Below are 13,354 nucleotides of genomic sequence, written 5' to 3'. Positions count from 1 at the left end.
TCCACCGACAGGCATCGGGGGCCGGTGACGTCATGTGGCGTCCAGGGTGACCGTGAAGGAGAAGCGGTCGCCGCGGTAGTGGATGACGGCCACGTCCAGGACGCGTCCGTCCCTGTCGTACGTGACGCCCGTGTAGTGCAGGATCGGGCTGAGCAGCGGGACTTGGAGCAGACGGGCCGTCTCCGGGTCGGCCAGGCGGGCCTCCACGGTGTCCGTGATACGGCTGATGTCCGCCCGGACGATGTCCCGCAGCACCTTGGTCATCGGCCGGCGCACCAGGTCGGCGGGGTCGAAGCGGGCGGCCAGTTCGGGACGGACCCAGTTGCGGGCGTGGTTGGTCGGCTCGCCCGTCTTCTCGTCGCTGCGCAGCCGGTGGTACATGGCCACCTCGCCCCTCTCGGGGAAGTACTCGGCGAGTTCGGGCGGCACGGGCGCGCTGCCGTGGTCCAGCAGCTCCGTCACCATCCCGGACTGCTGGGCCACGATCGCGTCCACCGAGCCGAGCAGCCGCACCGGGGCACCCCTCAGGGCGTCGGGCTCGATGAACGTGCCCCGGCGGCGGTGGCGCGTGATCAGGCCCTCGTCCTCCAGCTCCTTCAGCGCCTGCCGCATGGTCAGCACGCTCACCCCGTAGTGCCCCGCCAGCTGCTCCTCGGTGGGCAGCCGCAGGGGGTCCTGGGGTGAGCGGCCCAGTATCGAGGCGCGCAGGGACTGCGACACCTGGTACCAGAGCGGCAGCTTGCGGTTCAGGACGATCGAGTCCGGAGCGAAGGAGGTCACGGGCCTATCCGTACCGGTCGTACGCGATCAGTGCAACGGGCGGAAATGCCGTTCGAGGCCCTGCCACACGTCGTCGTAGCGCTGCTGGAGGTGCTCCGCGCCCGCGGCCTGCGGGGTGAGCGTCACCGGCCAGCGGGTCTCGAACATGAACGCCAGCCCGTCGTCCACCTTCTGCGGCTTCAGCTCGGCCGCGCTCGCCCGGTCGAAGGTCTCCCGGTCCGGACCGTGCGCCGACATCATGGTGTGCAGCGAACCGCCGCCCGGCACAAAGCCCCCTGGACCGGCGGTCTTCGCGTCGTAGGCGCCCTCGATCAGGCCCATGTACTCGCTCATCACGTTGCGGTGGAAGTACGGCGGCCGGAAGGTGTCCTCGCCCACCAGCCAGCGCGGCGCGAAGACGACGAAGTCGACACCGGCCAGGCCCGGGGTGTCGGACGGGGACGTCAGCACCGTGAAGATCGACGGGTCGGGGTGGTCGTAGGAGATGCTGCCGATGACGTTGAAACGGCGCAGGTCGTAGACGTACGGGACATGGTTGCCGTGCCAGGCGACCACGTCGAGCGGCGAGTGGTCGTAGACGGCCGTCCAGAGGTTGCCGCAGAACTTGTTCACCACCTCCACCGGGCCCTCCACGTCCTCGTACGCGGCGACGGGGGCCCGGAAGTCGCGGGCGTTGGCGAGGCCGTTGGCGCCGATCGGGCCCAGGTCGGGGAGGTGGAAGGGTGCGCCGTAGTTCTCGCACACATAACCGCGGGCGGAGTCATCCAGCAGTTCCACACGGAAGCGCACCCCACGAGGAATCAGCGCCACATGTCCCGGCTCCACATGCAGCAGCCCGAACTCGGTGCGCAGCAGCAGCCCGCCGCGCTCCGGGACGACCAGCAGCTCGCCGTCCGCGTCGCTGAAGACGCGCTCCATCGAGGAGTTGGCGTGGTACAGGTGCACGGCCATGCCGGTGCGCTGGGTGGCGTCACCGTTGCCGCCGAGGGTCCACAGTCCGGCCAGGAAGTCCGTCCCGGCCGGGGGCTCGGGCAGCGGGTTCCAGCGCAGGCGGTTCGGGTCGGGCACCGACTCGGTGAACGGGGCGGTGCGGATCGCGCCGTTGCCCGTGCGCGTGAAGGCCGGGTGCGCGGCCGACGGGCGGATGCGGTAGAGCCAGGAGCGGCGGTTGTGGGCCCGCGGCTCGGTGAACGCCGTACCGCTGAGCTGTTCCGCGTACAGCCCGAGCGGCGCGCGCTGTGGCGCGTTGCGGCCCTCGGGCAGGGCACCGGGCACGGCCTCAGAGCTGTGCTCGTTGCCGAAACCGGAGAGATAGGCCAGCCCCTCGGCCGTCTTGCGCGCGTCCCCGCTCATCGTCGCTCCCTTGCGGACTGATGCAGACAGATGCAGATCGCTGCCTCTGATTCCTATGCATCACCGTAGGATTGCGGTTTCGCGGGCGCAAGGGGTACCCGGGCTCCTCATCAGGGACGAACGAGAACCAGACTCCAGGGGGATCCGAGTGTCAGAGGGGTGTTCTAGTCTCCCGGGCATGTCGTGGACGCGGGGTCTTCCAGCCGCGCTCGCGGTCTGTGTCCTGCTGTTGACCGGATCCGTGAGCTGCGGCTCCAGTGATGCGCACGAGGGGAAGAACGGCGATTCGATCTCGCCGGTCGGCAAGCTCCTGGACCACACGGACAAGCAGGGGCGGCACTACCGGGAAGTGAAGAAGAAGGGCGCGCCGGAGGTCGGGATCGAGGTGCAGCCGGACTCCGGCAACACCTGGGACGTGCATCTGACCGTCCACCACTTCCGCTTCTCGCCGCCCGGTGCGAAGTCGCGCGCGACCGCCGGCCGCGGTCTCGCGTACGTCTTCGTCGACGACCGGCTGGTCGCCCGGCTCCGCGGCCTCACCTGCCGCCTCCCGGCCAGGTTCGTGCCACGCGGCACGCACCACGTCACCGCCCGGCTGTACGCCGACGACGGCACCGTATGGGCCGTGCAGGGCCGCCCCGTGGAGAGCACGGCCGACATCACGGCCTCGGAGGCGGCGGGCGCACCCGGTGTCACTCCGGGGGCGACCGCACTCGGTGTATCCGGCACCTATGTGCGTGCCGGGGGGCGAGGTTCACCGGAGCGCTCCGGAACGGCATCATGAAGCCTGTGCCCCACGCGACATCGCTACGCCGAGCGCCTGTGCAGCGGCGCAGTGCCGAACGCCTCACCAGGATCCTCGACGCCTGCGCCGACCTCCTCGACGAGGTCGGCTACGACGACCTGAGCACCCGGGCGGTGGCCCTGCGCGCCGGGGTCCCCATCGGCTCGGTCTACCGCTTCTTCGGCAACAAGCGGCAGATGGCCGACGCCCTCGCCCAACGCAACCTCGAGCGCTTCACCGAGCAGGTCACCGAGCGGCTGAAGTCGGCCGAAGACGGCGGCTGGCGCTTGGCGATGGACGCCGTCCTCGACGAGTACCTGGCCATGAAGCGCACCGCGCCCGGCTTCTCCCTCGTCGACTTCGGCAACCAGATCCCGGTCGGCGCCCGCAGCGCGGAACCCAACACCCGAGTGGCCGACCGTCTCACCGATCTGCTCTCCGGCTACCTCGACCGGGAGCCGGACGACGATCTGCGCCGCACCTTCCTGATCGCCGTGGAGACCGCCGACACCCTGGTCCACCTGGCCTTCCGGGTGGCCCCCGAGGGCGACGAGAAGATCATCGAGGAGGCGCGGGAGCTGCTGCGGGCGTATCTGGCGCGCGTGCTGGACTGAGATCCCGCAGGGCGGCGGCCCGCGGATTCCCGACCTCACTCCCCAAGAGGTCTCCCCTGCGTGCATACCGGTCGGTATGCTCGGCGCACAGTACGAGCGTCACCGTCGCCGCCACCGGGAGGACCCGTGTCCCGCACCGCCCTGCGAATCTGCCCTCTGTGCGAGGCCACCTGCGGGCTGACCCTCACCATCGAGGGCACCCGTGTCACCGGCGCCCGCGGTGACCGCGAGGACGTGTTCAGCAAAGGGTTCATCTGTCCCAAGGGCGCCTCCTTCGGCGCCGTCGACGGCGACCCCGACCGGCTGCGCACGCCGCTCGTGCGCAAGGACGGCGAGCTGCGCGAGGCCACCTGGGAGGAGGCCTTCGACGCGGTCGCCGCCGGCATCCGGCCGCTCGTCGAGCGCTACGGCCCGAACTCCGTCGGAGTCGTCCTCGGCAACCCCAACGTGCACACCATGGCGGGCGCCCTCTACCCGCCGGTGCTGCTCGCCGGTCTCGGCACCCGCAGTGTCTTCACCGCGTCCACGGTCGACCAGATGCCCAAGCACGTCTCCAGCGGACTGCTCTACGGCGACGCCAACGCCATCCCGGTGCCGGACCTGGACCACACCGACCATCTGCTGCTGATCGGCGCCAACCCCCTGGAGTCCAACGGGAGTCTGTGCACCGCCGCCGACTTCCCCGGCAAGCTCAAGGCCCTCAAGGCGCGCGGCGGCCACCTCACCGTCATCGACCCGCGCCGCACCCGCACCGCAAAGCTCGCCGACCGCCACATCGCGATCCGCCCCGGCACCGACGCCCTGCTCCTCGCGGCGATGGCGTACGTCCTGTTCGAGGAAGGCCTCGTCGACACCGGGGAGTTGACCCCGCACCTGCAGGGCCTGGACGAACTGCGCGCGGCGATACAGGACTTCAGCCCCGAAGCCGTCGCCGGAGCCTGCGACGTGGACGCCCCCACCATCCGCACCCTCGCCCGCGAACTCGCCGTCGCCCCCACCGCCGCCGTGTACGGCCGCATCGGCAGCTGCACCGTCCCGCACGGCACCCTGGCCAGCTGGCTCGTCGACGTCCTCAATGCCCTCACCGGCAACCTCGACCGCCCCGGCGGCGCCCTCTTCCCGCAGGCGGCCACCGACCGCACACCCCGCCCGGCAGGACCGAGCCACGGCTTCACGCTCGCCCGCTGGCACTCACGGGTGAGCGGGCACCCGGAGGCGAAGGGCGAGTTGCCGCTCTCGGCGCTCGCCGAGGAGATCGACACCGCGACCGACGAGGGCGTGCCGATCCGCGCCCTCATCACCTCCGCCGCCAACCCCGTGCTCTCGGCGCCCGACGGCGACCGCCTCGACAAGGCCCTGGACTCCCTGGACTTCATGGTCAGCATCGACCCGTACCTGAACGAGACCACGCGCCACGCCACCGTCGTCCTGCCGCCGCCCCCGCCCTCGCAGAGCCCGCACCACGACTTCGCGTTCAACACCCTCGCCGTACGCAACCAGGTCCGCTACACCCGCCCCGCCGTCCCCCTGGAGCCCGGCCGCCTGCCCGAGACCGAGATCTTCGCCCGGCTGATCCTGGCCGTCACCGGCATGCACGGCGCCGACCCGTCCGCCGTCGACGAGCTGGTCATCGGGCAGACTCTCGGCAAGGCGGTCAAGGAGCCGTTCTCGCCCGTGCACGGCCGCGACCCCAAGGAACTCGCCGCCCAGCTCACGGGGGTGAGCGGCCCCGAGCGGCGGCTCGACATGATGCTGCGCCTCGGCCCCTACGGCGACGGCTTCGGCGTACGACCGGACGGACTGAGCCTGGAGCGGCTGCTCGCGCATCCGCACGGCATCGACCTCGGTCCGCTGCGGTCGCGGCTGCCGCAGCCGCTGAAGACCAGGAGCGGCAGGGTCGAGCTGCTGCCGCAGCCGATCGCGGACGATCTGCCGCGGCTGCGGGCGGCCCTGGACCGGCTCCCGGACGAACTCGTCCTCGTCGGCCGCCGGCATCTGCGCTCCAACAACAGCTGGATGCACAACGTCCCGGCCCTCACCGGCGGCACGAACCGCTGCACGCTGCACATCCACCCCGAGGACGCCGAGCGGCTCGGCGTGCGGGACGGGGCTGCCGTACGCGTGAAGGGTGCCGGGGGAGAGGTGACCGCCCCCGCCGAGGTCACGGACGCCGTGCGTCCCGGCGTGGTGAGCCTGCCGCACGGCTGGGGCCACGACCGGCCCGGCACCAGGTTGAGCCATGCCGCCACCGACCCCGGCGTCAACGTCAACCAGCTCCTTGACGGCAGCCTGCTCGATCCGCTGTCGGGCAACGCGGTCCTCAACGGAGTGCCGGTGGAAATCGCCGCCGTGACCGAAAAGCTCAGCCCTGTGACCTGAGCAAAGCCGTGACCTGCAGTTTCGCGCTTATTGCTCACACATCAACGTCTTGTTAACGCTGTTTGAACGGACCTAACGTTCCTCGCACCGCCTGCCCGGTGGGATGTTCAAGGGCGAACGTTAGGTATCCACTCATGCTGACCATCCTCGGCTTCGCCATGATCGCGACCTTCCTGGTCCTGATCATGCTGAAGAAGATGTCGCCGATCGCGGCGCTCGTGCTGATCCCGGCACTGTTCTGTGTCTTCGTCGGTAAGGGCGCCAAGCTCGGCGACTACGTCATCGACGGCGTCACCAGCCTCGCGCCCACCGCGGCGATGCTCATGTTCGCGATCGTCTACTTCGGTGTGATGATCGACGTCGGCCTCTTCGACCCGATCGTTCGGGGAATCCTGAAGTTCTGCAAGGCAGACCCGCTCAGGATCGTCGTCGGTACGGCCGTCCTCGCCGCGATCGTGTCGCTCGACGGCGACGGCTCGACCACCTTCATGATCACCGTCTCGGCGATGTACCCGCTGTACAAGCGCCTGAAGATGAGCCTGGTCGTGATGACCGGTGTCGCCGCCATGGCCAACGGCGTGATGAACACCCTGCCGTGGGGCGGCCCGACCGCCCGCGCCGCCACCGCGCTGAAGCTCGACGCGAGCGACATCTTCGTCCCGATGATCCCGGCGCTCGCCATGGGCCTGCTGTTCGTCTTCGGTCTCTCGTACGTGCTCGGGCGCCGCGAGCGCAAGCGGCTCGGAGTGCTGACGCTGGACGAGGTGCTGGTCGAGGAGAAGGAGACCGAGACGGTCCTGGTGGGCGCGGGCTCCGGCGCCGGTTCCGGCAAGGACGCCAAGCGTGCCACCGGCGGCTCCCGCACCGACGCGGACCTCCCCGCGGACGAGGACGACGGCCTCCAGGGCCTCGACCCCGACCGGCCCACCCTGCGCCCGAAGCTGTACTGGTTCAACGCGCTGCTCACGGTGGCCCTGCTCACCGCCATGATCATGGAGTGGCTGCCGATCCCGGTGCTGTTCCTGCTCGGCGCGGCCCTGGCGCTGACCGTCAACTTCCCCCACATGCCCGACCAGAAGGCCCGTCTCGGTGCCCACGCGGAGAACGTCCTCAACGTCTCCGGCATGGTCTTCGCCGCCGCCGTCTTCACCGGCGTCCTCCAGGGCACCGGGATGGTCAACAGCATGGCCAAGTGGCTGGTGGACAACATCCCCGACGGGATGGGCCCGCACATGGCCTTCGTCACCGGCATCCTCAGCATCCCGCTGACGTACTTCATGTCGAACGACGGCTTCTACTTCGGCATCCTCCCCGTACTCGCCGAGGCCGGTCAGGCCCACGGCGTCTCGAGCCTGGAGATCGCCCGCGCCTCCCTCATCGGCCAGCCGCTGCACATGTCCAGCCCGCTCGTCCCGGCCGTGTACGTCCTGGTCGGCATGGCCAAGGTGGAGTTCGGCGACCACACCAGGTTCGTGGTCAAGTGGGCCGCGCTCACATCACTCGTGGTCCTCGGGGCAGGGATCCTCTTCGGCATCATCTGACCGTCCGGACAACGGATTTCGGCTTCCCCGAGGGAATTCAGGAGGATCCGCACATGGGGCCCGGTAGGAACCGCGGCTGGCTGCTCCGTCTCGTCATCGCCTTCGGCTTCACGCAGGGGGCGGTGTCGATGGCCCGGCCCGCCGTCTCCTACCGGGCCCTCGCGCTGGGCGCCGACGAGCGGGCGGTCGGCGTCATCGCGGGCGTGTACGCCCTGTTGCCGCTCTTCGCCGCGGTACCGCTGGGCCGCCGTACCGACCGCGGCCGCTGCGCACCCCTGCTGCCGGTCGGCGTGGTCCTGACAGCGGGCGGCTGCGCGCTCAGCGGACTCGCGGGCTCCCTCTGGGCGATGGCGGTCTGGAGCGGGGTGATGGGCCTCGGCCACCTCTGCTTCGTGATCGGCGCCCAGTCGCTCGTCGCCCGCCAGTCCGCCCCGCACGAACAGGACCGCAACTTCGGCCACTTCACCATCGGTGTCTCGCTCGGCCAGCTGGTCGGCCCGATCGCGGCGGGCGCACTGATCGGCGGCCCGGACATGGCGGGCACCAGCGCGCTGGCCCTCGTGGCGGCCGGTGCGGGAGCCGCGGTCGCGTTCACCTCGCTGTGGCGCATCGAGGACCGTACGGCCGTCAAGTCCCGTACCGCACAGGGCGATCACGTCCCGGTCGGCAGCATCCTGCGCGCCCCGGGCGTACCGGCGGGCATGCTCATCAGCCTCTCCGTGCTGTCCGCCACCGACATCCTCACCGCCTATCTCCCGGTGGTCGGCGAGCACCGGGGCATCGCGCCCTCGGTGATCGGTGTCCTGCTCAGCCTGCGCGCGGGCGCCACCATCGCCTGCCGGCTCGCCCTCACCCCGCTGCTGCGGCTGCTCGGCCGCCCGCTGCTGCTCACCGTGACCTGCCTGCTGGCGGCCGTGCTGTGCGCCGGGATCGCGCTCCCGATGCCGGTGTGGGCGCTCGGCCTGGTGCTGGCCGCCCTCGGGTTCTGCCTGGGCGTCGGGCAGCCGCTGTCCATGACGACCGTCGTCCAGGCGGCCCCGGACGGCGCCCGCTCCACGGCCCTCGCCCTGCGGCTGACCGGCAACCGGCTCGGCCAGGTGGCCGCGCCGGCCGCCGCGGGTATGGTCGCGGGGGCCGCGGGCGTGGCGGCGCCCTTCGTGATGCTCGGGGCCCTGCTGCTGTTCTCGGCGGGCAGTGCCCTGCGTGCACCCACCGCTCCCGGCGGCGGTCAGGTGGCCGGGGGAGCTCCGGGCGGGCGCCCGGCCGACGCTCCTTTGCGCCGGTCGAGGGATATCTGACGGCGAGTCGGGTGGTGCTGCCGCAACACGCCGGGCGGATGTGAAAGAGAGTCAGATGAAAGAGCGATTTGTATGAAAATCGTCTGACTCGGAGGAACGTCCATGCCCACCTTGCTGCCCCCGTCCGCAGGCGCCCGTCTGGGAGCCGCGGCCCTCACCGTACTCATCGCGGCCGGGGCCTCCTGGTCCGCGACCTCCGCCGCTCTTGCCGCCCCGGGTGACGGTGCCGACATCAGGATCCACAGTGAGCGAGTGCCCTACGGCGTCTCCAAGGACGATCCCGTTGTCTGCCGGTTCTACCTCGACGCCGTGAACTTCGGCGACCTGACGTCCGTGTCCTACACCATCACGGCTCAGCCCCCGCTGCCCACCGCGGCCACCGTGAGCGGCACGATCTCCCTGGCCGGCGGCGCCGGGCACACCGACATCCTGGGGCTGGCCGACGGCAGATACACCCTCCAGTGGACCATTCCGCCGACCACGCCGCCCACACCGCCCGTCGCGCCGAAGGAGAAGGTCTTCTCCGTCGACTGCCACGGCAGGCACGACCGGGGGCAGGCGGGCCCGAGCCACACCATCGAGGACCACGGGCCGAAGGGCGGCGTCCACGCCGGTGGCGGCGGCCTCGTCGACACCATGCAGGCGTACACCCCGCTGAGCGCGGCCGGAGGCGTCGGACTGGTCGCCGTCGGCGGAGCCGTCTACGTCCGGACGCTGCTGCGCCGCCGCTCCCACGGTGCCGAGTAGGAGCTGTCCGGCGCCCCCCGCCGGGGGAACGCGTGCCAGACCCCACGGCGCCGGCACGGTTCGCCGGGCGGCTCCCGCGCGCAGACGACGCAGGCCCTGGCACCGGACCCGCGCCTACCGCCTCACCAGGACGGCCATGATCGTGGCCGCCCTGGTGACGGTCTTCCGGTGCGGGGGGCATCACCACCACCCGACCGAGTCCGTCCGGGCCGAGGCCCCGGCGCGCGTCGAGGCGCCCGCCGAACCGGCCCCCGGCCCCGTCGACGGGCGCCCCCGGGCCTCCGAGCCGCCCGCGCCCGCACCACCGGCCCCACCGCCGCCGCCACTGCCCCGGTCACCGGCGGCCGCCCTGCGCGTACCGTCCCTGGGCATCGACGCGCCGGTCATCGGGGTGCGGGTGGGAGCCGACCGGCAGCTGGAGACCCCGCCGCTCGACAGGCCGAGGCTCGTCGGCTGGTACCAGGACGGGCCCGCACCGGGTGAGACCGGCACCGCCATCGCCGTCGGCCACCGCGACACGAGGACCGGCGCCGCGGTCTTCGCCGCCCTCGCACAGGTGCACCGCGGGGCGCGGATCGAGGTCCGGCGCGCCGACGGCCGCATCGCCGTCTACACCGTGGACCGCGTACGGGTCTTCGACAAGGACCGCTTCCCCGACAAGGAGGTGTACGGCCCGAGTCCACGCCCCGAGCTGCGGGTGCTGACCTGCGGCGGCCTGTTCACCCGCAGGACCGGCTACAGCAGCAACGTCGTCGTGTTCGCGCATCTGACGGCGACCCGCTGACCCGGGGAGGCGCCATCGCACCTCCGCGTCCGCTTTCTCACTGGGCGGAACGCAGCACCGGATTGCGTCACGTGTCTTCCCTGGAGCGCGTACGGTCCGTTAACTTCCGTGACTCACAGCCCGTGCGACCCGTACGGGCCGTTCGACCGCGGAGCCTCAGGACTCGCTCAGTACGCCCCCGGGGGCAGTGCCATGACACGCGCCATCTCTCTGCAGGACGTGAGCAAGACCTATGCGCGAGGCGTTCGCGTGGTGGACCGGCTGTCGCTGGACATCCACCCCGGCGAATTCCTCGTGCTGCTCGGGCCGTCCGGCTGCGGCAAGTCCACCGTGCTCAGAATGATCGCCGGGCTGGAGGAGATCACGGAGGGCCGGCTGCTGCTGGACGGCGAGCACGCGAACGAACTGCTCCCGTCCGAGCGGAACATGGCGATGGTGTTCCAGAACTTCGCCCTGTACCCGAACATGACCAGCCGCGGCAACATCGGCTTCCCGCTGCGCGTGGAGAACCCCGGCGAGGACCCGCGACCGCGCGTGGACGCCACCGCCCGGATGCTCGGCATCGATGACCTCCTCGACCGCTTCCCCAGCCAGCTCTCCGGCGGCGAACGCCAGCGCGTCGCCATGGGCCGCGCCATCGCCCGCCACCCCTCGGTCTTCCTGATGGACGAGCCGCTGTCCAACCTGGACGCCAAGCTCCGCAACCATCTGCGCGCCGAAATCTCCAAGCTCACCCGGGAGTTGGGCGTCACCACCGTCTACGTCACCCACGACCAGGCCGAGGCCATGTCGCTCGGCGACCGGGTCGCCGTACTGCGCGGCGGGGTGCTGCAGCAACTGGACACCCCGCGCACGGTGTACGCCCTGCCCCGCAACGTCTTCGTCGCCGCCTTCATCGGCACCCCGCGCATCAACCTGCTGCGCGGCCTGGTCCGCGCCCCGCTCGACGGCGCGATGACCATCAGCCTCGGCAAGCAGTATCTGCGGCTGCCCGAACCGCTCTGTCTGGACCACCAGTTGCTGCGGGTGCAGCAGGGCCGGGAGGTGATCGTCGGGCTGCGCTCGGAGGCCGTACGCATCGCCAAGCACTCCTCCGCCCGGCCGGGCGAAGTGCCGCTCACCGGCCTGGTGGAGCATGTGGAGTTCCAGGGTCACGAGATCCTCGTGCACTTCAACACCGGCTCCCAGCCCGCCGTCGTGCCGGAGCTGGAGGCGCCGCGGCCGGGCTCGCGCCCGTCCCGGCGCCGTCGCCGGGAGGGCGGCCCGACCGTGCTGGAACGTCTGCGGGACCGGGCGGGGGCCCTCCGGGCCGGGCCTGTGGTGGTCATGGACGACCCCGGTGACGGCGACCCGGCCGGCGGCGCGTCGACCGGGGCCCGCCTGCCGGGCGATCTGGTGGTGCGGACCACGCCCGACATCGAGCTGCGGCATGGCATGCACGTGCCGCTGCTCGTCGACATCGCCCATCTGTTTGTCTTCGACCAGCGTGGGGAGCGGATCTGTCCGGCGCCTGCGCGGTTGCCGGATTTGGACGCCTGACGGGGTGCCGGGAGGGGGTGTCGGGCGTCTGCGGGTGCGCCCCTTTGGGCGGTGTCGGTCTGGCGGTTGAAAACTACCGGCGCTAGTTTGTGTGGCTGTCGGTAGGTTGTCACGCGGACGACGCACCCCGCCCCGGAGGAGCAGCATGAAGGCACACGACGGCCTGTACATCGACGGCGCCTGGCGGCCCGCCGCAGGTCAGGACGTGATCGATGTCGTGAATCCCGTCGACGAGCAGGTGATCGGCCAGGTCCCCGCGGGTACGGCGGCGGACGTGGACACCGCCGTACGGGCCGCTCGCGCCGCCTTCCCCGCCTGGGCCGCGACGCCGCCCGCCGAGCGGGCCGCCCGGCTGGCCGCGCTGAGGGACGTCCTCGTCGCCCGCAAGGACGAGATCGCCGAGACCGTCACCGCCGAGCTCGGCTCGCCGCTGCCGTTCTCGCAGAACGTGCACGCGGCCGTGCCCATCGCGGTCGCGGGCTCGTACGCCGAGCTGGCGGCGACGTACGCCTTCGAGGAGAAGGCCGGGAACTCGACCGTCTATCTGGAACCGGTCGGCGTGGTCGGCGCGATCACGCCCTGGAACTACCCCCTGCACCAGATCGTCGCCAAGGTCGCCCCGGCCCTCGCGGCGGGCTGCACGGTGGTCCTGAAGCCCGCCGAGGACACCCCGCTCACCGCCCAGCTCTTCGCCGAGGCGGTCCATGAGGCGGGCGTCCCCGCGGGTGTCTTCAACCTGGTCACCGGCCACGGCCCGGTCGCGGGCCAGGCTCTCGCCGAGCACCCGGGCGTCGACCTGGTCTCCTTCACCGGCTCCACCGCCGTCGGCCGGCACATCGGCGCGACGGCGGGCGCCGCGATCAAGAAGGTCGCCCTGGAGCTGGGCGGCAAGTCCGCCAACGTCATCCTGCCGAGCGCCGACCTCGCCAAGGCGGTCAACGTCGGTGTCGCCAACGTCATGTCCAACTCCGGCCAGACCTGCAGCGCCTGGACCCGCATGCTCGTCCACCGGGACCAGTACGAGGAGGCGGTCGGACTCGCCGCCGGCTCAGCCGCCAAGTACGGCGACCGTATCGGCCCGGTGGTCAACGCCAAGCAGCAGGCGCGGGTGCGCGGTTACATCGAGAAGGGCGTGGCGGAGGGCGCGCGGCTGGTGGCCGGAGGCGCCGAACCCCCGCGCGAGCAGGGCTACTTCGTCTCCCCGACGGTCTTCGCCGACGTCACCCCCGAGATGACCATCGCCCAGGAGGAGATCTTCGGCCCGGTCCTCGCCATCCTCCGCTACGAGGACGAGGAGGACGCCCTGCGCATCGCCAACGGCACGGTCTACGGCCTCGCGGGCGCCGTCTGGGCGGGCGACGAGAGCGAGGCGGTCGCCTTCGCGCGCCGGATGGACACCGGCCAGGTCGACATCAACGGCGGCCGCTTCAACCCGCTTGCCCCCTTCGGCGGTTACAAGCAGTCGGGCGTCGGCCGTGAACTCGGCACGCACGGCCTCGCCGAGTACCTCCAGACCAAGTCCCTGCAGTTCTGAG

At 71.4% G+C, this 13,354-nt stretch carries 11 protein-coding genes; 9 read left to right on the top strand and 2 right to left on the bottom strand.

Features of this window, described 5'->3' with window-relative positions; translation table 11 throughout:
• Positions 1-30 precede the first annotated feature (30 nt).
• Complete coding sequence (locus ACIBW9_RS29445; protein ID WP_398960066.1) at positions 31-780, bottom strand: GntR family transcriptional regulator; 750 nt, start codon at positions 778-780, stop codon at positions 31-33.
• A 27-nt stretch (positions 781-807) separates the two neighbouring features.
• Entirely contained in the window at positions 808-2,133 is a 1,326-nt protein-coding gene (hmgA, locus tag ACIBW9_RS29440; RefSeq protein WP_398960065.1) for a homogentisate 1,2-dioxygenase, read from the bottom strand.
• A 178-nt stretch (positions 2,134-2,311) separates the two neighbouring features.
• On the opposite strand from hmgA, the gene ACIBW9_RS29435 reads away from it, so the two are divergent.
• From ACIBW9_RS29435 to ACIBW9_RS29395, 9 genes are all read left to right on the top strand, one after another.
• Positions 2,312-2,917, top strand: coding sequence for a hypothetical protein (locus ACIBW9_RS29435; RefSeq protein ID WP_398960064.1), 606 nt, complete (start codon positions 2,312-2,314; stop codon positions 2,915-2,917).
• Entirely contained in the window at positions 2,914-3,531 is a 618-nt protein-coding gene (locus ACIBW9_RS29430; RefSeq protein WP_398960063.1) for a TetR family transcriptional regulator, read from the top strand. Before ACIBW9_RS29435 ends, ACIBW9_RS29430 begins: the two co-directional genes overlap by 4 nt.
• Before the next feature lie 126 nt (positions 3,532-3,657).
• Positions 3,658-5,910: a molybdopterin oxidoreductase family protein gene (locus ACIBW9_RS29425; protein WP_398960062.1), complete on the top strand. Its 2,253-nt coding sequence runs from the start codon at positions 3,658-3,660 to the stop codon at positions 5,908-5,910.
• Between the two features lie 134 nt (positions 5,911-6,044).
• Complete coding sequence (locus ACIBW9_RS29420; protein WP_398960061.1) at positions 6,045-7,451, top strand: CitMHS family transporter; 1,407 nt, start codon at positions 6,045-6,047, stop codon at positions 7,449-7,451.
• 53 nt (positions 7,452-7,504) lie between these two features.
• Positions 7,505-8,749 carry an MFS transporter gene (locus ACIBW9_RS29415; RefSeq protein ID WP_398960060.1) on the top strand — a complete coding sequence of 415 codons (1,245 nt, stop codon included), beginning with the start codon at positions 7,505-7,507 and terminating at the stop codon, positions 8,747-8,749.
• A gap of 102 nt (positions 8,750-8,851) precedes the next feature.
• Positions 8,852-9,496: a hypothetical protein gene (locus ACIBW9_RS29410; RefSeq protein WP_398960059.1), complete on the top strand. Its 645-nt coding sequence runs from the start codon at positions 8,852-8,854 to the stop codon at positions 9,494-9,496.
• A 136-nt stretch (positions 9,497-9,632) separates the two neighbouring features.
• A complete protein-coding gene (locus ACIBW9_RS29405) occupies positions 9,633-10,280 on the top strand; it encodes a class F sortase (RefSeq protein ID WP_398960058.1) in 648 nt (215 codons plus the stop codon).
• 192 nt (positions 10,281-10,472) lie between these two features.
• Entirely contained in the window at positions 10,473-11,819 is a 1,347-nt protein-coding gene (locus ACIBW9_RS29400) for an ABC transporter ATP-binding protein (protein WP_398960057.1), read from the top strand.
• 145 nt (positions 11,820-11,964) lie between these two features.
• Positions 11,965-13,353, top strand: coding sequence for an aldehyde dehydrogenase family protein (locus tag ACIBW9_RS29395; RefSeq protein ID WP_398960056.1), 1,389 nt, complete (start codon positions 11,965-11,967; stop codon positions 13,351-13,353).
• Position 13,354: the final 1 nt, after the last annotated feature.

Origin of the sequence: Streptomyces sp. NPDC049541, assembly GCF_044465725.1 — a bacterium.
Classification (GTDB): Bacteria; Actinomycetota; Actinomycetes; order Streptomycetales; family Streptomycetaceae; genus Streptomyces.
Note: the sequence above shows the minus strand (reverse complement) of the source record. Positions and strands in the feature narration are given on the sequence as shown.